Source organism: Paenibacillus zeisoli (assembly GCF_003994465.1).
Classification (GTDB): Bacteria; Bacillota; Bacilli; order Paenibacillales; family Paenibacillaceae; genus Fontibacillus; species Fontibacillus zeisoli.
In genome coordinates, this window is the sequence record NZ_RZNX01000004.1 from 245,551 (window position 1) to 267,102 (window position 21,552).

A 21,552-nucleotide genomic window follows, 5' to 3' on the forward strand; every position below is an offset into this window, starting at 1 on the left:
CTTACGCTTTTTTTGAATGGCACAATTCATGCACTTATCCTATACCCAGCACGTCGGAAGCCAGACACAGAAGCATAAGAACGGCCAATATGGCACCAGAGTAGCGGGCAAGGAGTTTCGTGCTCCCCGTTGTACCAGAGACAGCGAATCGTAAATACATGAAGCTTCCTGCAGCTATTAGAAGCAGCTCAGCTATCATGGATAGGGTACTACTGCGCCACAGACCGAATCCAAGCAGGGGAAGATGGCAGAGATTGCCAGGCAGAATCGGAAGATCAGAGTGGTGCACGAGCAGATCAAGAATCCAGTGGCTGAATACTACGGCGCCCACGGTATAGCCTCCCCGCTTCCCCCAGAGCTTTCTCGCCAGGAAGCCAGTCAAGACAGCAAGCACAAGAACACTGAGCAGGGAGTGAGAGTAATCCGCGTGAATCACCTGATTCCCATAGCCAACCCCTGTCTTGACTACAGTCTCGATATTGCTCACATACAAAGGGACAAAGATGACGTCAATCAGTTGGGTGGACAGCATGAGAGCCCAGAGTGGAACCTCGGGTACCTTAGCCTTCACAGCTGCTGCAAGACCAAAGTGGCCGGCTAACATAGCTTCTCCCCCTTCTTCTTAAGTCTGCCAAGACGGGAATCAAGATAACCACAAAGGCACGTGAACAAGAGCAGAAACAGAATGAAACTCATGGCAGGATCTCCTTTCGAACCTAAACTAATAACATTAGTTTTATTATAACTAATACCATTAGTTTTTCAATAGCCTATTCCATATTTCTGCAAATAAAAAGCAGGTCTTCGGTCTGATCCACCGAAGCCTGCTTCCGTTCACTTGTCTGTGTAATCACCCAAACCGGCCGGATATATACTCCTGCGTATTCGGCTTGGATGGATTGGTGAAGATGATGCTTGTCTCGTTATATTCCATTAGACTGCCAAGGTAGAAATAAGCGGTGAAATCCGAGACCCGTGCAGCCTGCTGCATATTATGGGTCACGATAACGATGGTCAGCGACTTCTTCAGCTCGCCGATGAGTTCTTCAATCTTGGATGTTGAGATGGGATCCAGGGCGGATGCAGGTTCATCCAGAAGCAGAATATCCGGATTAACCGAGAGTGCCCGGGCGATACATAACCGCTGCTGTTGACCTCCCGAAAGGGACAGGGCAGAAGTATGCAGGCGGTCCTTGACCTCATCCCAGAGGGCAGCTTTGCGAAGACTATCTTCTACGATCTGATCAAGCTGCTTGCGGTTCTTGATTCCATGGTATTTGGGACCAAAGGCAATGTTCTCATAAATAGACTTATAAAAAGGATTAGGCCGCTGCCATACCATTCCGATCTTTTGACGCAGCACGGTGACATCGGTCTCGGACGAATTAATGTCCTTATCTCCGATCCAGATGTTCCCGGTCTGACGGGAACCCGGAATTTCATCATTCATCCGGTTGAGTGAACGGAGGAACGTGGATTTGCCGCAGCCGGAAGGGCCGATCAAAGCCGTTACACTCTGCTCGGCAAAGGTCATGTCAATACCTTTTACCGCCTCATGTTCTCCATAATAGACTTTAAGATTTTCAGTACGTAAGGTGTCCGTCATGAGCCGTTCTCCTCTTCCTTATCATTTATCATTTGATCGATGTGAATTTCCGGTACAGTGCTCTGCCAAGCCAGCGGGCCAGCAGGTTGAAGATCAGAACCAGAATAACCAGGACGGCGGATGCGCCTGCGGCAATCTGTGCGGCATCAGGTGCAAGTCCTTCGCTGTTGACCTTCCAGATGTGCACAGCCAGCGTCTCAGCCGGCCGGAACGGGTTCAGCGGCGAATTATGATGCAGCGGGTTCCAGTCGCTGAAGTTAATATGCGGCGTAGTCATTCCTGCCGTGAAGAGCAGGGCAGCAGCTTCACCGAAGACCCGGCCAGCCGCCAGAATGGTGCCCGTTACGATGATCGGCAGCGCCACCGGGAACAGGATGGAGGTGATGATTTTCCATTTAGACAAACCCATGGCAAGTCCAGCTTCCTTCTGTTCCTTCGGTACGCTGCGGAAGGCCTGCTCGGTTACACGCACCATCAAAGGCATGTTAAAGATCGTAAGTACAATGGCTCCCGAGAACAGCGAGAATCCGAAGTCGAACTGCTGAACGACAACCAGGAGACCGAACAGACCCACCACGATGGAGGGGAAGGAGGACAGCACCTCAACAATAAGGCGGATGGCGTCTGTCAGCTTGTTCGGCTTCGCATATTCAGCCATATAGATGCCTGCCCCAAGGCCGAGTGGAATGGTAATGATCATGGTAAGGATTAGCAGATATAAGGAATTAAAGAGCTGAGGCCCAATTCCGCCTCCTTCGCGGATCGTCTGAGGCTCTGAAGTCAAGAAGTCCCAGCTGATATGACTGAGCCCTCTAAATAGAATAAAGCCCAGCATGCCCAAGAGCACGGCTACAATCAACAGGGCGAAAAATACAATTATACCGGTTGCAAGCTTATCGGCGGCTTTCGGTTTCAAAGTTTATGTCTCCTTTCGAGAAGCCTTACGACAAAGACAAAGACGAAGGTCATCAGCATCAAGATCATAGCCATACTCCAAAGTGCATTGTTCTGCACAGATCCCATAACGGTATTACTCATATTCAGCGTAATTACACTGGTGAGGGTAGAAGCCGATTCGAACAACGAGGTCGGGATATGCGGTGCGTTCCCGATCACCATCTGTACCGCAAGAGCTTCACCAAAGGCGCGGGCCATACCCAGAACTACCCCGGTCAGAATAGAAGGAAGAACCGTAGGGATAATGACACCGTAAATGGTCTGCCAGCGGGTTGCCCCAAGCCCGTATGAAGCTTCCTTGAGATTGCGGGGCAGGGCCCCAAGCGCATCAGTAGCAATACTGGTGATGGTAGGTAGAATCATAATCGAAAGGACGATGGCTCCGGCAGCCACACCGATCCCTTGACCCGGGAAGGTATCGCGCATGAAAGGGACCAGGATACTCAGTCCGATAAATCCATATACGACAGATGGAATTCCTGCAAGCAGCTCGATGACTGGCTGAAGCAGCTTTTTGCCCCAGGAAGGAACGATTTCAGTCATGAACAGGGCTGCACATACACTCAGCGGGCTTGCGATTACCGCAGCCAGGAGAGAGGTCAGGAAAGATCCATAAATGAACGGCAGCGCGCCGAATTTGTTATCATCCGGGCTCCAGGTGGATCCGAACAAGAAGTCGGATAGACTTACGTTATTGATGGCAAAGGTGGAAATACCCTTGGTAGCTACGAAATAAACAATGGATATGATGATAACAATGAGGAAGAGCACACATATGGTTGTATATCCCCGCCCAATCCATTCCTCAGTACGATGCTTGCGCAGCAGAAGGGGGGTATCCTGGTTAGATTTCATGAGGTCCTTCTTTCCTTTCTAAATTGAAAATAGAGGCAGAAGGTTACTCTTCCGCCTCTTGGTATAAATTCGTGACCAGCCGAGTTACTAGAACTTACTTCGTTACGTTACCTGTTTCATCACGCTTTACTTGCATTTTATTTGCAGGGATGTAACCAAGCTCAACCACGTCGCCGTTTTGAACTTCGTCAGTCATGAAGTAATCCAGGAATGCCTTCGTAGTAGCATCCGGCTCACCTTTAGTGTACATGTGCTCGTAAGCCCATACCGGATATTTACCAGAAATCACGTTGTCAACCGTTGCATCTACACCTTCATATTGAACAGCTTTCACTTTGTCATCCAGGTAAGAGAGAGCAAGATAGCCAATGGCACCTGGAGTTTCTGTAACCAGCTTCTTAACTGTACCTGATGAATCTTCTTGGATTGAGCCCTTCAAGTCTTCGGTCTTGGTTCCCAGAGCGAATTTCTCGAATGTAGCACGAGTACCGGAGCTGCTAGGTCTGTTCACGATCACGATCGCTTGGTCTTTACCTTGAACATCTTTCCAGTTCGTGATTTTGCCTGTGAAAATATCAACCAGCTGCTGTTTGGTAAGGTTGGTCACACCAACTTCAGGGTTAACAACGGCAGCAATCGCGACTACAGCGACTTGATGGTCAATCAATTCTTTCGCTGCGGCAGCGTCTTTCATTTTCTCGGAAGCGAAAACGTCAGAGTTACCGATTTGAACTTGTCCGCCTGATACTTGAGTAAGTCCTGTACCACTGCCTCCGCCTTGAACCTGTACGGATACACCGGAGTTTTTATCCATGAACTTCTTGCCTACTTGTTCAACGAGTGGTTGAAGTGCTGTAGAACCGGAAGCAAGAATGGATCCGCTAAGAGTTGTAGTTTCAGCTGAATCAGCATTTTTGTCAGTTGTAGTTGTTCCAGACGTATTGTCCTTGTTGCCACATGCTGCAAGTGATACTGCAAAAGCAAGCGTAAGAGTCAAAAGGAGCAGCTTCTTTAATTTCATTGTTCGTAATCTCCCCTAAATGTTTTTTTTATTTGGTCGAATTTTGTTCTCGACTCTTAAAAGTATAGGGCCCATTCATCATTCTAAATTCGTTACTTTGTAAATGGAGTGATAAAAAGTAGAAGAAAAAGCTGATGTAAGCATAGATTTTATCTAATTATCTGGCTAAGATAGAGGAAGGAGGCGGTCATTGTATGAACATTGTAAAGCTGAAAATTGTCGTTTTAATAGATAAATACAAGAAAATTTCCGATGTGGCCGGGGTGCTGGGTCTCAAACAGCCAACAGTCACCTTTCATATGAAAAGCCTCGAGGAGGAGCTGGGAACGGCGATCTTTGACACCCGCCGCGGCCGGGTAATCCTGACGGAGGCAGGTAAAGCGTTGCTGTATTATGCACAAAGAATTACATCCTTAACCGACGAAGCGATTAATATCGTGGCGGATTTCGATACCCTGGAACGCGGAACACTGCGAATTGGTGCAGGGCTTATGCCAGGTAATTATTATCTTCCGACTGTAGCAGGGCGATTCATGCGTCAATTTCCCGGGATTCATCTGGATATCAAGATCAGGGCCGATGAGGATATTGTAAGGATGCTTCAGCAGGCAGATATTGATCTGGCGGTCATGCATACGAATCAACCTTTTAACGAGGATAATTTGGAGTGTGAAGTGCTGGAAGAGGATGAGATCGTACTTATTTATCCGGCTGAACATTCTTTTGCGGCACTGAAAAAGATTGACGTGAACCAGATTGCCCAGGAGCGCTTCATCCAGCATGCGGCCGGGTCGTTCATTCGCGGTTTCTCAGAGCGCTGGGCAGCAGCGAATCAAGTGAATCTGTGGAACTCCGCTGGGATGGACTCGCCGGAAGCGGTGAAGCTGGCCGTGCAGTCCCGGGCGGGGATTTCTTTTTATACGAAAAGAGGGTTACTGCTTATGGACGATCCTTCTTCTGCCGGAGTTCGAACTGCGCCTCTGCCCGGCAACACGGTCCCAGATCCGCAAATTACACTGATCTACCGGAAGGACCGACCTGTTACGGCGGCTGGAAGGGAATTCGCCGCTTTTCTAAGATCTATCTAATATTCGTGCAACTTAAATTCTCTGGCAGGCATCTTATGTAGGGGAGGGGGGAGCCGATCTGGATGTAGTGCAGGAATTAGTAGAGAAGAACGAGGCGGCGCTTCGGCATCTGATGGATCAGTATGGGGACGAACTGCTGCGAACAGCTTACTTGCTGCTGAAGGATCGGCAGGCTGCAGAAGAAGCTGTGCAGGATACCTTTATTGAAGTATACACGCAGATCAGCAAGCTAAGAGACAGAGATAAGTTGAGAAGCTGGATGTTCCGCATTATGATTAACCGCTGCCGGATGAGACAGCGTACCTGGAGCTGGAAGAATCTATTCCCCAGCAGTGAAGTGGAGTCATGGCTGGAGGATGAGCAGCAGCACGGTCCAGAGTTTCAGATATTTCTAGAGTGGAGAAACGGACGGCTAAGTGACGCGATTCATCAGCTGGCCTACATTTACCGGGAAGTGATTACCCTATATTATTACAGCGAAATGTCGATCCAGGAAATCGCGGAGCAGCTGAATATAAGTGAGAATACGATTAAAGCACGGCTGGTCAGGGGTCGGAATCAGTTAAGAAGCTTATGGGAGAAGGAGGAGCGGCAGGATGAACAGGGAACCTAGTACTAGTACGCCAAAGCAGAAGCTTGATCAGGAACTGAAATCGTTACATTTTACATATCAAACGGAAGTACTCAAGAGAACACATCCCAGCAGCTGGGGTGAACAGCTTCGAATGTTCTGGAACTATGAAATTGAAATCCCCGTTATTCCTGCTGCGGGTACACTTACTCTCATTGCAGTGATCCTCTTCCTGCACCCATGGAGCAGTTCCGTATCTCATAACCCTGAACAGTTCGCTGATCGAGGCCCTTTGATAGAAGCCTATGGCAATACCTATTGGAAAAAGGACTACGAAAGGGCGGTGGCAAGACTTGAAGATAAGACTCAAGATTAAACACTTGGCTGGACTAGTGGTTGTCGCGGCCTTGATCTTCATTCTCTTCAGGGAGTACGTTATTCCGAGAATGGAGCTTACTGCTGCGGAAGAAGGATTTGAGCAAGGGAAGGTTACGGGCAAGGAGAAGCTGTTGAAGCTGATTTCAACTGCCGAGGGCAGCAAGAAGTGGGAGCTGATCAGCAAGTATGTAATCCCGGGTACTCCGGGTCTGGATGAGCAGAGTTACGATGTCGTAGTAGGCCCGGACTCCACCGAGGGAGGTGGGGTTGATCGTTCAGAGCCGGTAAAATTCGATGATTCCGAGAAGCTGCCGCTCTTATTAGACTATGTCCGTAATGGGCCAGCCGACAAAAGTGAATATGGAACGGCTGCTTCAGGGCTTGCCAGAACTTTCTATGTGAAGGGGAATCCTGCTGAAGCTGTAGCTATATTGAAGCAGGCGGAGGAAAGAATACCCCAGATATATGGCTTCACCCGCCTGAATCTTGCCATACAGCGTGCCTGGCTTTTGAATTTCGCTGGTGAGGAGGAGCAGGCTCAAGAGATTATTACCGGATTAATGAAGACTGAGGATAAAATTGGGAGTCTGGATCTAACGGCACGTCTCGTGACCATGAGAGCTCAATTCTTGGCCCGTGAAGGAAAGCTTCAGGAGGCAGTGGACATAGTAGGTCATACTATTCGTGATAACAAAAGTGAAAGCGGATCAACCGGGAACCAGGCGGATCAAGTTTCAAGAGTTTGGGACCCGATTGGCCGACTTACGGCACTAAGCCAGCAGCTTAAGGCAGCAAGTCGGCAGACGAACCTCGCCTCTACAGTTAAGGGGAGAGTAACCCGCAGTGACGGCACACCTCTCGCAGGGGTAGGTGTATTCCTTCGGGAGAAGAAAGACGTTACTCATAGCCTTCTTGATGCAGAACCCTATCTGACGGTGACCAACTCTAAAGGTGAGTATGAATTCCCCGTTGTCCTGGCCGGTATATATCAACTGTATGCGGGATTCAGCTTGAATCAAATTGATGGCTGGACCTGGCCTGTAATGCCAGGCGATTGGATCGACCTTAATGAAAGTAAGCATCTGGTGAAAGACATCACGTTAAGACCTCTGCTCGACTTGATCTCTCCAGTGAACAAGCAGGTTATCAAGGGGGATTCGATAGATTTCCAGTGGGAGCCTGTTCAGGGAGCTGCCTCATACAGCTTGGAGATGGGCCTAGAGGAAACGGGCTTGACGGGTCTGAGTATACGTTCAGGTATTCAGGACACTCATATTCAGATTCCTGTGACGGATCTGTATGACAAGCAGACGGGAATTACTTCTCACAGCAATTCAGAGAACGTGATGATCCCTGATCCTAACTCTATTCTGGGATTCTCGAATCCGAAAGCCACCTATTCTTGGAGTATTGAAGCTTATGATGCCAAGGGTAAGCTGTTGACCCGCAGCAACGGTTACCGCCTGAACAGCAATACGCTGGGAGCATTACCTCTGCTTCAGATCAAGAGCCGTACACTTACAGATGCGGATCGTCTGCTGCTGGGGGGCAAGCTCGATGAAGCTTTGGGTGCTTATAAGCAGTCTGCTAAGCTGAATCCGTCCGATGTTCACAGTGTCAGGATGTTAATTAAAATCCTTGACGCCCTTAGCGACGATCGAGAAGAACGGAAAAAGCTGGCCGAAGAGCAGTTGCCTTACGAGAAACGGCTCGCAGAGCTTTATCCTTCCGCAGACAACTGGTTCCGCGTAATGATTTATTACTATAGACATAACGACTGGGAAGCGTTCTACACTGCTTATAAGGAAATGGAGAAATACAAGGCTCCGGGGAGTGATGATACGTATGACCGCTCCCTCTATGCCACAGTGCTGCTTAAGCAAGGGAGACTGGCAGAATCGGTCAAGGCATTCGAGCATGTCATGCAGGATGATCGGAGCCATCGTTTTGTCGGGAATTATCTGGCTGCCGCGCTGCTCTGCGGAGATTCCTTTGCATCGGTTCAAGCGCTGGCGAGGAAATATCCGGAGATTTCTTTTACCGGGGAAACATATTGGGAGGAAATGATCCTTCAGCTTGAGAAGGAAGCCCGGGGTTCGGCAGACTACCGGCAGCAAGTGAGCGAGAAGATCAGATGGGTACTAAGCGGGGAGAAGAAACTGGAGACTTGGCTCAAGAGTACACACGAGTCCGGCATGAAGCAATTTGTGCAGACTTTAGCGCATGTGGGTTAAGCTCCATAGCTGGCCCCATAGGTAAGCCCGGCAGTAAGCCATGGGTAAGCCTCATTGGCAGCGAGCTCTTCTCTTATCATTTGCATTTCGATTATAATAGAATGATTAGGGAAGTCAAAGCATTCCCCGTAGTTACAAACGTACAAATGTAAAAAAAATTAAGTGCGGTCTTATATAAATTGAAGAGGAGGGGGACCCATGGAAGATGAGAAGCAAAGGCTGAGTATCGAGGCCGCCAGGCTCTATTATCTCTCTGATTACAGTCAGCAGGATATTGCTACAAGGCTTGGCGTCTCCCGTCCGACGATTTCGAGGCTGCTCCAGTATGCGAAGGATCAGGGATATGTGCGGATCGATATTGTTGATCCCTTGGAAGATCTGGATGTTCTGGGTGATCGGCTGAAGAAGAAGTACAATCTGGATCTTGTGTTGGTAAGCTACTCACCGCTCAATGAGTACCAGGAGATACAGAAGCAGATTAGCAAGAAAGCGGCCGATTACCTCCATGAGATCGTGCAGGACAAAGATATTATCGGTGTAACCTGGGGAACCACCATGTATGAGATTGCTCAGAATCTGCGGCCCAAGCAGGTTAAGGGCGTAGAAGTGGTTCAGTTAAAAGGCGGCGTCAGTCATTCTCATGTAAATACGTTCGCCGTAGAGACCGTTAATTTATTTGCCGAGGCTTTCCATACGGCTGCCCGGTATTTGCCTCTTCCGGTTATCTTTGATAACACCGCTGTGAAACAGATGGTTGAAGAGGACAGGCACATTCAGCGAATTATCGAACTGGGCCGCCAGGCCAATATTGCCGTCTTCACAGTGGGAACTGTGAAGGAGGATGCACTTCTGTTCCGGCTCGGCTATTTCAATAAAGAAGAACAGCAGCTGCTTGAATCCAAGGGGATTGGAGATATCTGCTCCAGATTCTTCGATACGGAAGGTAATATTATCAGTGACGATATTAATCAGCGTACCGTCGGCATCGATCTCATCGACCTTCGGCGTAAGGAGAAGTCGATCCTGGTCGCCGGCGGACACCGGAAGATTGAAGCTATCCGGGCGGCTCTTACCGGACAGTATGCCAATATTCTGGTGACGGACCAATTTACCGCACAAGCCTTATTAATATAAATGATCTGCCGTAGTGTACTGCGGCAGATTTTTTTATGTTTTTAGGATAATAATAAAGAGAAGAGCGTTCTGAACATAATTTCATAATAACGTTTACGTATGTTCAGAGGCGTGCTAAGATGGCTGTACATGATACTAATGCGATAAGCACACCTAATGAAGATAACTTTTCCACAAAGGAGACTGACCATAATGAATGTAGCTGCGTTGATCGACCATACCCTTCTGCGTGCAGATGCCACTAAAGCTGAAATTACTAAATTGACCGAAGAAGCAAAGAAGTACGAGTTCGCCTCCGTATGTGTGAACCCAACCTGGGTCGCATATTGTGCGGAGCAGCTCGCGGGGACTTCTGTTAAAGTATGTACGGTTATCGGGTTCCCTCTCGGGGCCAATACTTCAGAAGTTAAAGCTTTTGAAGCCGCTAATGCCATTAAGAATGGCGCCGGTGAAGTTGACATGGTCATTAACATTGGGGCACTTAAGGATGGAGACCATACACTTGTGGAGCAGGATATCAAAGCAGTCGTAGAGGCGGCAGCTGGAAAAGCGCTGGTTAAAGTCATTATCGAGACCAGCCTGCTCACAGATGAGGAGAAAGTTAAGGCCTCAGAGCTTGCTGTACGAGCAGGAGCTGATTTCGTCAAGACCTCGACAGGCTTCTCTTCTGGCGGAGCAACACCTGAGGATGTAGCCCTTATGCGCCGTACGGTGGGCGATCAGGTAGGGGTTAAGGCATCTGGCGGCGTGCGCAGTCTTGAAGATATGACCAAAATGGTAGAAGCCGGAGCCACCCGGATCGGTGCAAGCTCAGGTGTGAAGATCATGGAGGGTGGGCAATCCACATCTTCCTATTAATTTAACTGCCTAACCCAAGAAGGAGGAAATTCCATGAAAGATCAGCTGATTCAAGAAGCCACAGAGGCACGGAAGATGGCCTATGTCCCATATTCGAAGTTCCAGGTAGGGGCGGCCGTACTGAGCGGCGGACAGGTCTACCGGGGCTGCAATATCGAGAATGCTTCCTTTGGCCTGACCAATTGTGCCGAGCGGACAGCGATATTCAAGGCAGTATCCGAAGGAAACCAGAGGATCGAAGCGATAGCCGTTATAGCCGATACGGAAGGACCGGTATCTCCTTGCGGTGCCTGCCGCCAGGTATTGGCTGAATTTTGCGACAAGGATACGAAGATCTATTTGACGAACCTTAGTGGCAATACGGAGGAATGGACGATGGAACGACTCCTTCCGGGAGCTTTTCAGGCAGAAGATATGGATAAGAAGAATTAATCCTTCGGGATTATTCTTTTTTGCTTTAAAGTGAAAGCGCTTAAGACACAACTTTTGACTTAACAGAAATGGGTGCAGACATCATGAAATACGCAATAGCTTTGCTGGGTATACTTGTCGTTGTTGTAATAACCTACTTAGGCAGTAACGACCGGAGGAATATAAGATTCCGTCCGATTGTTCTGATGATCGTGCTGCAAGCCGTACTCGCATTTCTCCTGCTGAATACAGGGGTTGGCGAGCTCATGATCAAAGGATTCGCATCCGTTTTTGATCATTTGCTGGGCTATGCTTCAGAAGGCGTGAATTTCGTATTCGGCGGATTAGCGAATGAAGGTCAAATGCCCTTCTTCCTGTCGGTTCTGCTGCCCATCATTTTTATTTCGGCGCTTATTGGAATCTTGCAGTATGCCAAAGTTTTGCCTTTTGTTATTAAATACATTGGCTTCATCTTGAGTAAAGTAAATGGAATGGGTAAACTGGAATCCTACAATGCTGTGGCCTCGGCTATTTTGGGACAATCAGAGGTGTTCATTTCTGTGAAAAAGCAGATCGGAAAGCTTCCGAAGCACCGTCTGTATACATTATGTGCCTCTGCAATGTCTACAGTGTCGATGTCAATCGTAGGTGCTTATATGACGATGATTAATCCAAAGTATGTGGTTACAGCACTCGTGCTTAACTTGTTCGGCGGGTTCATTATCGCATCGATTCTTAACCCTTATACGGTAACTAGTGAAGAGGATATCCTTGAAGTTCGGGAAGAGGAGAAGCAATCATTCTTCGAGATGCTGGGTGAGTATATTATGGACGGCTTCAAAGTTGCCATTACCGTTGCAGCGATGCTGATTGGGTTCGTGGCTCTCATCGCACTCGTAAACGGCATCTTCAGCGGGCTCTTCGGGATCTCGTTCCAGCAGCTGTTGGGTTTTGTTTTTGCACCGTTTGCCTTTGTAATGGGTGTTCCTTGGAAGGAAGCGGTTGAGGCGGGGAGCATTATGGCGACCAAGATAGTCTCGAACGAATTCGTTGCGATGCTTGAGCTCGGCAAACATACGGCGTTATCTACACATACGGTGGGCATTGTGTCCGTATTCCTGGTTTCTTTTGCAAATTTCTCTTCTATAGGTATTATTGCTGGTGCAGTAAAAGGTCTGCATGAGAAGCAGGGTAATGTGGTAGCGAGGTTTGGCCTGAGGCTGTTATTCGGAGCCACGATGGTAAGTGTACTGTCGGCCACGGTTGCAGGGTTGTTCATTTAAGACACAAGGTGAGAGGAGCCGTTAATATGGCTGAATTTAAAAGAATTCACGTACTCGTGATGGACTCGGTGGGAATTGGAGAAGCACCGGATGCTGCGCAGTTCGATGACTACGATGTGGACACTTTCGGACATATCGCCGAGGCGACCGGCGGTCTGACTATGCCGAATATGGCCAAGCTGGGCCTTTCCAATATTAAGGAAATCAAGGGAGTTCCTAAAGCGGACAAGCCCATGGCTTACTATACGAAGATGCAGGAGGCCTCCAGCGGTAAAGACACGATGACAGGCCACTGGGAGATCATGGGTCTGTATATTGATACCCCGTTTCGTGTGTTTGAGCATGGATTCCCGGACGAGCTGATTCAGCGTATCGAAGAGAAGACAGGCCGCAAAGTAATCGGGAACAAGCCGGCCAGTGGAACGGAGATCATCGATGAGCTTGGAGAGGAGCATGTGAAGACAGGAGCCCTGATTATCTATACTTCTGCGGACTCGGTGCTCCAAATTGCAGCTCACGAAGAGGTAGTTCCACTTAAGGAGCTGTATGAAATCTGTGAGTTCTGCCGCAAAATCACCCTGGATGATCCCTACATGCTGGGCCGGATCATTGCCCGTCCATTCATTGGGGAGCCCGGGAACTTCACCCGTACTGCGAATCGCCATGACTATGCGCTGAAGCCGTTTGGCCGCACGACTATGAATGAGCTTAAGGATGCAGGTCTTGATGTGATTGCTCTTGGTAAAATTTCTGATATTTACGATGGAGAAGGAGTAACGAAGGCCGTTCGGACCGTCTCCAATATGGACGGGATGGATAAGCTGGTGGAAGTGCTGGATGAGCCATTCACCGGAATAAGCTTCCTCAATCTGGTTGACTTCGATGCGCTGTACGGACACCGCCGTGATCCGGAAGGATATGCGAAGGCACTTGAAGATTATGATGCAAGATTGCCGGAAGTATTTGCGAAGCTGACTGATGAGGACCTGCTGATCATTACTGCAGACCACGGGAATGATCCCACATACCGGGGCACCGATCATACACGTGAATATGTGCCGCTGCTCGTCTACTCACCGAAATTTAATGGAGGATACGAACTTCCGCTGCGCAGCACATTCGCCGATATCGGAGCAACGGTGGCCGAGAACTTCGGCGTTAAGCTGCCTGAGCATGGAACCAGCTTCCTGGCTGATTTGAAATAATTATATAAGACGCAATCAGAAAAGTGACATGCAGGGAGGCGTAATGGAGGGGAAGCTTGGGACTGTAGGAGCGAAAGCGATCGCCTAAAAGCTTTCTGAAAGAAAGCTGCATCGGAAGCATATGCTCTTTGCCTCCGGATTTTATCCGCACCGCGGTATAAATTAAGAAATCTGGAGGCGGGCAGCGACCGAAAGTCCAAGCATTCTCCCTAGTTACGACCGTACCTCAAAATGTAAAAGACTTAGCTGCGTCTTATATAGGCCAACTTATTTAGACTATTTTTACTTAGGAGGATTCACACATGAGTGTTCATATTAATGCACAAAAAGGCGACGTCGCCGAGACCATTCTGCTGCCGGGCGACCCGCTCCGGGCCAAGTATATTGCAGATACATATCTTGAGGATGTTACCTGCTACAATCAGGTTCGTGGGATGCTGGGGTTCACCGGAACCTATAAAGGCAAGAGAATTTCCGTCCAGGGCACCGGTATGGGTGTTCCGTCGATTAGCATATATGCAAATGAATTAATCAGCGAATACGGCGTTAAGAATCTGATTCGTGTAGGAACCTGCGGCGCCATGCAGCAAAATATTCGCGTACGTGACGTTATTCTTGCCCAGGCATCTTCCACCGACTCCAGTATGAACCGCAATGTGTTCGGCGGATATGACTTCGCGCCGGTTGCGAGCTTCCCGCTGCTCAAAGCGGCTTATGACCGTGCTGTGGAAAAAGGACTTCAGCTTCATGTCGGCAATATCTTCAGCTCCGATATGTTCTACCGGGATGACAAATCCATCACCCAGAAGCTGATGGACTACGGAGTTCTGGCTGTGGAGATGGAGACTACGGCACTCTATACGCTCGCCGCTAAGTTTGGAGTAAATGCTTTGACGATTCTTACGGTGAGTGATCACCTTCTGACAGGCGAAGAGACTACTGCGGAAGAACGTCAGACCACATTCAATGAAATGCTTGAGGTTGCCTTGGATACGGCAATCACCCTATAGGCTTAGGATATATAAGTTGAATTTAAGAATTACCCATAGGTAAGAGTGTGAAATGATTCTGGAGAAGCGAAGCGTTCGCCTTTGTGACCGGACTTCAACCTTTTGTAAACTCAATTAAGAAGTCTGGGAACAACAGCGATCGTAAGAACATTTCACACGGTTGCCAACATGTAAATCAATAGTTCAACTTATATGCAGGACAGCGCTTGCGAGATCAAGTGAGGAGAGTGGAAGTATGAGAATGGTGGATTTAATCGAGAAGAAGCGCGACGGCAAGGAACTGGCTACAGAAGAGATCAACTTCATTATCGACGGCTATACCAAGGGCGATATTCCTGATTATCAAGTCAGTGCGCTGGCAATGGCGATTTTCTTCAAGGATATGAATGACCGGGAACGTGCCGATCTGACAATGGCAATGGTGAACTCCGGTGAGACCATTGACTTGTCTGGCATCGAAGGGGTAAAGGTAGACAAGCACTCAACGGGCGGGGTTGGCGATACCACGACGCTTGTGCTCGCTCCCCTTGTTGCAGCGCTTGATATTCCGGTAGCCAAAATGTCCGGCCGTGGGCTTGGGCATACCGGAGGTACGATTGATAAGCTCGAGGCCATTAGCGGCTTCCACGTGGAGATTACAAAGGAAGAATTCACGAATCTTGTGAATAATCACAAGATTGCCGTAATTGGCCAGACCGGTAACATCACGCCTGCGGACAAGAAACTGTATGCGCTGCGGGATGTTACCGCTACGGTCGACTCAATTCCGCTGATCGCAAGCTCCATTATGAGCAAGAAGATTGCAGCGGGCTCCGATGCCATCGTACTCGATGTGAAGACTGGAGCAGGCGCATTTATGAAGACCGCGGAGGATGCCAAGGCACTCGCTCATGCCATGGTCAGCATAGGCAACAATGTTGGACGCAGAACGATGGCGGTGATCTCCGATATGAGCCAGCCTCTAGGTTATGCTATCGGGAACTCCCTGGAAGTGAAGGAAGCGATTGATACCTTGAAAGGGAACGGGCCGAAAGATCTTGAAGAGCTCTGCCTGGCGCTGGGTCGTCAGATGGTCTATCTGGCGGGTAAGGCCTCTTCTCTGGAAGAAGCGGAAGAGAAGCTGAAGGAAGTGATCAAGAACGGCAAAGCGTTGGAGAAATTCAAAGAGTTCGTTACGAATCAGGGCGGGGATGCCTCGATCGTCGATGATCCTGAGAAGCTTCCACGAGCGGATTACCTCATCGAGGTTCCGGCCAAGTCAGATGGCGTTGTGGCTGAGATTGTGGCCGATGAAATTGGTACCGCGGCGATGCTGCTGGGTGCGGGTAGAGCGACCAAGGAGTCCGAGATCGACTTGGCAGTGGGCTTAATGCTTAACAAGAAGATCGGAGATCAGGTTAAAGCAGGAGAGTCCCTGGTTACGATCCATGCGAATCGGGAACAGGTGGATGATGTGATCGAAATGATTTACGCAAATATCCGAATTGCAGATCAAGCTGAAGCTCCCGTGCTTGTCCATGATATTGTAACTGAATAAATTGAATGAAAGAGAGCATGGATCCTGGAGGATTCATGCTCTCTTTGCTGTGCTGGGGGGGAATATTAATTATTAATTCAATTTGAACCTGGAAAGGACCCCGTGCAGATCTTCTGCGAGTCTAGAAAGCTCATGAGCGGAGGAAGCGATCTGCTCCATGCTGGCTAGCTGTTCTTCCGTGGAAGCTGAGTTGTTCTGACTGGCTGCCACGACCTCTTCACTGGATTTGGAGACCTCGTCCATGAAGGTGACCAGCTGCTGACTCCCCGAGGACAACTTCTGAATAGTCTCAGAAGTCTCATCGACTTGGGCGGACACTTCGGCCGCCTGAGCCTCAATCGTCTGGAACATACGGCCCATCTCAATTGTCTTTGTGAGTCCCTGTGCGACTTTTCCAGTGCCTGCATGCATGGCGGTAACGGCTTTATCTGTATCTGCGACAATGCCTTGAATAAGCTCGTTGATTTGCTCTGCGGATTCTTGTGATTGTCTGGCCAACTGGCGGACCTCTCCGGCCACAACAGCGAAGCCCTTACCCTGCTCGCCTGCTCTTGCCGCTTCAATCCCTGCATTAAGTGACAGCATATTTGTCCGGTTGGCGAGCTCCGTAATCATCCGGGTAATTCCATTAATCTGCTGGGAACGATCACCTAAGGATTGGATGACGGATGCAGCTTCCTGAACTGTGGTCTGAATATCGTGCATCTCCATCACGATGTCCTGGATGGCGGAGGCTCCCTGAGTTGAGGCCTCAAGAGAAGATGCAGATAATCCAGAAACCTCCTGATTGCGATCTTTGACAACTTGGATACCATTAGATATTTGCTGAATGCCATTTACAGCTTGGGCTACGTAAGATTGTTCCCGATCGGCACTGGTCACAATCTGTTGGGTGGATTCCACAATATATTCTGTTGCTCTGGTCGTATGCTCGGCACTTGCTGTTAATTGTTCCGAAGAAGCGGCAGCTTGGATAGCCGTATCTTTGGCTTGAATAAGTATCGAACGCAGATTGCGGATCATTTCATTATAAGAAGCTGCCATATCAGCCAGCTCATCCTTGGATTGAAGCTGAATCTCACGGCTCAAATCACCGTGTCCCTCGGCAATTTCTCTCATCTGCTGGTTAATGACTCTCATGGGCTTGGTGATCGAGCGGGCGACAAGCCAAGCGATTAACCAGGCAACAATCACCGCGGCTATGCATATAAATAACACAAGCATTTCCTGCTGCTGGTTCTCTTGTTGCCTTTCGAGGGTTTCATCAGCGGTTTCTTTATCTATTTCCTCGATCAGCTGATTAAGGGCTAACTCTAACTGTTTGCGGACTTGGCGTTCTTCATGGAAGTGAATATTAACGGCTTCGGCAGATCTACCTGCACCTACACTGGCCAGGACGCGCTGGCTTGCTTCAGCATAATTATTATAGTCCTGTTCTAATTCAGCAAGGACCTTTTGGTAAGCAGCATCCAGGCCGGGCTTGGCTTTAAGAGAGACGAAGAGCTTCTGTACGGTTTTGTTTTTTACAGCCATCTCCTGAGGGAACTTCTTATCCCCACTCAGTAAATAAGCGCGTTCGTCGTTGGATAACCCGGCCAGGCTGTATTGAAGTGCCTTCAGCGAATATCTGAAATTGGCATCATGGGAAGCCTCCTGCTCCACCACTTGCGATCGCTTCATTTGATAGAAGGAAAGTCCTGAGATCAAGATTAGAAGTGCAATGACTACGCTAAAAGATAACAACAGTTTGTTTCGAATTTTCATAACATTCCTCTATTCTGTCATAATTTAATGTAGTAGTGATAATTCGACATTTTTCACCAAAATCCTCTAGCCACATGTTATGCACCGTGATTTTTTTCACTGACTATCTGACTAAATTCTAGTATGTCTATGGTCCTCAAAATCAAGCGCTTTCACAAAAGTAGGGGTCCCATTCCCCCGGGCGATCTTTCTAGCCCTTTTTTCGCAGATAATATCCCTCAGGTCACGATTCATTTATTTTATGGCCATAATCCCTAGCCCTTTACTCCCTATTATCGAAAAAGGTGTTTACGTTATATCGGATTCGGGTATTGTAATAACGAAATCAAGTTATTTCTAGACAAAGTATGGGTGGGACTAGTCCTATCATCTGTCCTATGAATAAATTGTGAGTTGAGGAGGAACCATTTTGAATCTTAGCGTACACCAGCCTATGGCATATAATCACTATCAACCTTATAGACCTCAGAACATGAACATGCAGAAGAAAGATAGTATGAATGATAACTCCAGAAGCTTTAAGGATATTTTGAGCGAGAAGATGGGTTCATCGAATTCAGGTCTGAGAAAATAGGCTGAATAAGGTATACGTCATTCTAACTGCGAAGAAGACAAATACATAGAGTATCGAAAGAGGTTCAATTCTGGAAAGCCAGAGATTGAGCCTTCTTTAGTTAAAGTACAAGTGAAACAATCCAACATACAATAAGCTCAAACAGCCCATTTCCCTAGTATCGTTAGGAAATGGGCTGTAGTTCTGTAATTAGAGTCAAGTGGAGAACTGGATGAGTTAGATATCTACTCTGTTCGAGAGGCTCGTGCTCGTGTCCCATATTTCCGGTTCAATATGATCCCAAAGAGCATCCCCATGAAGGACATGACTGAGATGGTGAGGAACAGGGTTTTGCCGCCAAAGGCTTCATATAAGGCTCCACCCGCGTAGGATGCGATAATCCCCGAGACGCCAAAGAAGAGAAGGGCCAGTACCGTCTGGCTTGTTGCACGCCACTCCACAGGAGCTATCCGGTAGAGATATTGAATAGCTGCCGAATAGAATATCGGGAAAGTAGCGATTTGAAGCACCTGCAGGAGGACAAGTAGATAAGGTTCCGTGACCCAGGCCGATAAGAAGAATCGAAGGAAGTAGAAGGCACCTGCGATGGAAATAATCATAAGCTCATGTCCTTTGCGCATCCACCAGAAGCTTAGTGCGAAGACGACAATCTCGCTCCCTGCGGCGAGGAACCAGGCTTGACCGACTAATTCCGAATTTCCTCCCAGTTCACGGATGTATACACCGAGGAACGTATCATTCATCCGGGCGGGTACCGAACTGATGAACACCAGAACCAGGAAGAGCAGCGTTTCCCGGTTGCCGAGGAACGTCTTCAGACTTGCCAATGTGACCGGTTTGCCCGCAACAGGAGCGTCCGGCATGAATAAACTTATGATGAAGCCCGCTATGCCGATAAATGCGAAGAGAAAGGCCAGGCTGTGAGCTCCATAGCCTGTCATAATATAACCGGCAGCAAGCGACATGACGGCATATCCGAGTGCCCCATATGTCCGAATTGAACCGTAGCTTACTCCCTCTGCTTCGCCGATTCTAAAATTCAGGCTCTCGGTTAGCGGATCGATCGGCATAAGGAAGAAATAGAGCAGCATCGCATAGGTAATCAGCAGCGTATAGCTTGAAGAATCATACAGCAGATAACCGAGCAGAGTAGAGAATACGAGCAGCAGGAGGAGCACCTTGCGGATGGTCTTGGTCCGGTCGCTGATCATCCCCCAGAGCGGCTGGGCGATTATGGTGATAAACCCGCCGCTGCCGACTACAAAGCCGATTTGTGCAGGATTCAGCCCTTGCTCGCTAAGATACACAGGTAGAAATGGAATAAAGACGGCCAATAGAGCAAAATACAAAAAATTAAATGTGCGTAAAGATGCTGTTGATTTCATAGTGGTCCCTGCCTTAGATATGACTTGACTGGCTGATATACAATCTATTCATTGTATCACGGGCTCCCCAGATTCCAAATCCGAGAATTAACTTCCAGGGAATTGCTGCTTTTTGAAAAATAGTACTTGGTTGCGGCTCCCTGAAAGGTTAATATAGACATAATCAAATTTCACACTTGGAGGCAGAGTATGCAATATGTAAGTACACGGGGGCAGGTTGCACCCAAAGGTTTTATTGATACCGTGCTCATGGGGCTGGCTGATGATGGGGGACTAATGATTCCTGCCGAGATTCCGGTAATCTCCCCTGAGGCCCTGGAGGAATGGAAGAATCTCAGCTATGAGGAATTATTCCAGCAAATTTTCTCCTTATACATTAATGATGAGATCCCAGCGGAAGATCTAAAGGCGATGGTGAAGCGGAGTTATGCCAGCTTCCGTACACCTGAAGTGACTCCGGTTAATAAGATCAATGATTCTCTGTATATCCTGGAGCTGTTCCATGGTCCTACCTTTGCTTTCAAGGATGTAGCCCTTCAATTTATGGGTGAGTTCTATTCATATGTCTCGAAGAAACAGAATGAGATTATTCATATTCTTGGTGCTACGTCCGGGGATACGGGAGCGGCCGCCATTCAAGGCGTTCGGGGCAAGGATGGGATCAAGATCTGTATTCTGCATCCGCATCAGAAGGTCAGCAAGATTCAAGAGCTTCAGATGACTACGGTAAATGATGAGAATGTGCTCAATCTGTCGGTCAAAGGGAATTTCGATGACTGCCAGAAAGTCATCAAGGATCTGTTCGCAGATCTGGACTTTAAAGCGAAGCATCATCTGCGTGCCATCAACTCCATCAATTTTGTGCGGATCCTGGCGCAGACCGTGTATTACTTCTACGCGTACTTCCATATTGATGCCGAGGCTCAGGCGTCCAAGAAAGTTAATATCAGTGTGCCATCAGGGAACTTCGGCAATATTTTCTCGGGCTTCCTGGCCAAGAGAATGGGACTGCCTATTCACAAGCTGATTATTGCCACGAATGAGAACAATATCTTGGAACGCTTTGTACGCACGGGAGAATACAAGCCGGGCGATTTCAAGAGCACGCACAGTCCGTCCATGGACATTCAGGTTGCGAGCAACTTTGAGAGATATTTGTATTACCTGCTGGATGAGAATGTGGAGAAGGTATCCGAGTATATGAAGCAGCTGCAGACCGAAGGCAAGATTGTGGTAAGTCCGGAGCTTCTGGCCCGTGTACAGAATGATTTTGCTGCTTATGGCGCTTCTAATGATGAGTGCCTCAAATACATCGGTGAGTATAATGAGAAGTATGATTACCTGCTGGATCCGCATACTGCTTGCGGAATCGCTGCGTATCAGGAATGCAGTGAAGAGGATGAGGTGACAATTACTTTTGCTACCGCGCATCCGGCCAAATTTGATGAGGCTATCGCCTTGTGCATGATTGAACAGAAATTCCCTGAGCAGATTTCTGCACTCTTGACTAAGCCTCAATATCAGCAAGTAGTTGACCATGATCAGGACGAAATTGTCCGTGAACTGGAGAAATTTTACGGGGACAAGTAAGGCAGGATGAATCAATAGAAAAAACCTTCGATGCTCACTTATGGGGCGGCATCGAAGGTTTTTTTGCTGCTTAGATTCAAATGATCTGCTG

20 protein-coding genes are annotated in these 21,552 nt (G+C 48.3%); 13 read left to right on the forward strand and 7 right to left on the reverse strand.

Translation table 11 applies throughout. The features are described 5' to 3' along the window. Positions 1 to 34: 34 nt before the first annotated feature. From EJP77_RS12500 to EJP77_RS12520, 5 genes are all read right to left on the reverse strand, one after another. Positions 35 to 604, reverse strand: a complete 570-nt coding sequence (locus tag EJP77_RS12500) for a permease (protein WP_127199567.1) — start codon at positions 602 to 604, stop codon at positions 35 to 37. 246 nt (positions 605 to 850) lie between these two features. Continuing rightward, the gene (pstB, locus tag EJP77_RS12505; RefSeq protein WP_127199568.1) at positions 851 to 1,606 is read right to left on the reverse strand and encodes a phosphate ABC transporter ATP-binding protein PstB; all 756 of its coding nucleotides are present in this window, start codon (positions 1,604 to 1,606) and stop codon (positions 851 to 853) included. A 28-nt stretch (positions 1,607 to 1,634) separates the two neighbouring features. Beyond that, positions 1,635 to 2,522, reverse strand: coding sequence for a phosphate ABC transporter permease PstA (gene pstA / locus EJP77_RS12510; protein ID WP_127199569.1), 888 nt, complete (start codon positions 2,520 to 2,522; stop codon positions 1,635 to 1,637). Then, positions 2,519 to 3,418, reverse strand: a complete 900-nt coding sequence (gene pstC / locus EJP77_RS12515) for a phosphate ABC transporter permease subunit PstC (RefSeq protein ID WP_127199570.1) — start codon at positions 3,416 to 3,418, stop codon at positions 2,519 to 2,521. The genes pstA and pstC overlap by 4 nt, the downstream gene beginning before the upstream one ends. Before the next feature lie 94 nt (positions 3,419 to 3,512). Beyond that, on the reverse strand, positions 3,513 to 4,439 hold the full coding sequence (locus EJP77_RS12520) for a phosphate ABC transporter substrate-binding protein (protein ID WP_127199571.1): 927 nt from the start codon (positions 4,437 to 4,439) through the stop codon (positions 3,513 to 3,515). 194 nt (positions 4,440 to 4,633) lie between these two features. On the opposite strand from EJP77_RS12520, the gene EJP77_RS12525 reads away from it, so the two are divergent. The 11 genes from EJP77_RS12525 to EJP77_RS12575 all read left to right on the forward strand — a co-directional run bounded on the left by EJP77_RS12525 (position 4,634) and on the right by EJP77_RS12575 (position 16,148). After that, positions 4,634 to 5,527: a LysR family transcriptional regulator gene (locus EJP77_RS12525; protein WP_127199572.1), complete on the forward strand. Its 894-nt coding sequence runs from the start codon at positions 4,634 to 4,636 to the stop codon at positions 5,525 to 5,527. 67 nt (positions 5,528 to 5,594) lie between these two features. After that, positions 5,595 to 6,140, forward strand: a complete 546-nt coding sequence (locus EJP77_RS12530; RefSeq protein WP_246021883.1) for a sigma-70 family RNA polymerase sigma factor — start codon at positions 5,595 to 5,597, stop codon at positions 6,138 to 6,140. Further along, positions 6,124 to 6,474, forward strand: coding sequence for a hypothetical protein (locus tag EJP77_RS12535; RefSeq protein ID WP_127199573.1), 351 nt, complete (start codon positions 6,124 to 6,126; stop codon positions 6,472 to 6,474). The genes EJP77_RS12530 and EJP77_RS12535 overlap by 17 nt, the downstream gene beginning before the upstream one ends. After that, positions 6,452 to 8,710, forward strand: a complete 2,259-nt coding sequence (locus EJP77_RS12540; RefSeq protein WP_127199574.1) for a carboxypeptidase-like regulatory domain-containing protein — start codon at positions 6,452 to 6,454, stop codon at positions 8,708 to 8,710. The genes EJP77_RS12535 and EJP77_RS12540 overlap by 23 nt, the downstream gene beginning before the upstream one ends. A gap of 198 nt (positions 8,711 to 8,908) precedes the next feature. Then, entirely contained in the window at positions 8,909 to 9,844 is a 936-nt protein-coding gene (locus EJP77_RS12545; RefSeq protein WP_127199575.1) for a DNA-binding transcriptional repressor DeoR, read from the forward strand. Between the two features lie 192 nt (positions 9,845 to 10,036). Continuing rightward, positions 10,037 to 10,702 (forward strand): deoxyribose-phosphate aldolase, encoded by a 666-nt coding sequence (gene deoC / locus EJP77_RS12550; RefSeq protein WP_127199576.1) that lies wholly within the window; start codon positions 10,037 to 10,039, stop codon positions 10,700 to 10,702. Positions 10,703 to 10,735: 33 nt separating this feature from the next. Further along, a complete protein-coding gene (locus EJP77_RS12555; RefSeq protein ID WP_127199577.1) occupies positions 10,736 to 11,134 on the forward strand; it encodes a cytidine deaminase in 399 nt (132 codons plus the stop codon). A gap of 83 nt (positions 11,135 to 11,217) precedes the next feature. After that, positions 11,218 to 12,396, forward strand: a complete 1,179-nt coding sequence (locus EJP77_RS12560) for a NupC/NupG family nucleoside CNT transporter (RefSeq protein ID WP_127199578.1) — start codon at positions 11,218 to 11,220, stop codon at positions 12,394 to 12,396. Positions 12,397 to 12,422: 26 nt separating this feature from the next. Beyond that, positions 12,423 to 13,601: a phosphopentomutase gene (deoB, locus tag EJP77_RS12565; protein WP_127199579.1), complete on the forward strand. Its 1,179-nt coding sequence runs from the start codon at positions 12,423 to 12,425 to the stop codon at positions 13,599 to 13,601. A gap of 302 nt (positions 13,602 to 13,903) precedes the next feature. Continuing rightward, positions 13,904 to 14,611, forward strand: coding sequence for a purine-nucleoside phosphorylase (gene deoD, locus EJP77_RS12570; protein WP_127199580.1), 708 nt, complete (start codon positions 13,904 to 13,906; stop codon positions 14,609 to 14,611). A gap of 235 nt (positions 14,612 to 14,846) precedes the next feature. Then, complete coding sequence (locus EJP77_RS12575) at positions 14,847 to 16,148, forward strand: pyrimidine-nucleoside phosphorylase (protein ID WP_127199581.1); 1,302 nt, start codon at positions 14,847 to 14,849, stop codon at positions 16,146 to 16,148. Between the two features lie 72 nt (positions 16,149 to 16,220). Here EJP77_RS12575 and EJP77_RS12580 read toward each other — a convergent pair whose 3' ends face one another. After that, the gene (locus EJP77_RS12580) at positions 16,221 to 17,912 is read right to left on the reverse strand and encodes a methyl-accepting chemotaxis protein (protein ID WP_127199582.1); all 1,692 of its coding nucleotides are present in this window, start codon (positions 17,910 to 17,912) and stop codon (positions 16,221 to 16,223) included. 409 nt (positions 17,913 to 18,321) lie between these two features. Between EJP77_RS12580 and EJP77_RS20680 the strand changes: the two genes are divergently transcribed. Continuing rightward, complete coding sequence (locus tag EJP77_RS20680) at positions 18,322 to 18,486, forward strand: hypothetical protein (protein WP_185897332.1); 165 nt, start codon at positions 18,322 to 18,324, stop codon at positions 18,484 to 18,486. Between the two features lie 224 nt (positions 18,487 to 18,710). On the opposite strand, the gene EJP77_RS12585 is transcribed toward EJP77_RS20680, so the two are convergent. Continuing rightward, positions 18,711 to 19,871: an MFS transporter gene (locus EJP77_RS12585; RefSeq protein WP_127199583.1), complete on the reverse strand. Its 1,161-nt coding sequence runs from the start codon at positions 19,869 to 19,871 to the stop codon at positions 18,711 to 18,713. A gap of 189 nt (positions 19,872 to 20,060) precedes the next feature. On the opposite strand from EJP77_RS12585, the gene thrC reads away from it, so the two are divergent. After that, positions 20,061 to 21,461, forward strand: a complete 1,401-nt coding sequence (gene thrC / locus EJP77_RS12590) for a threonine synthase (RefSeq protein ID WP_127199584.1) — start codon at positions 20,061 to 20,063, stop codon at positions 21,459 to 21,461. The last annotated feature ends 91 nt before the right edge of the window (positions 21,462 to 21,552 follow it).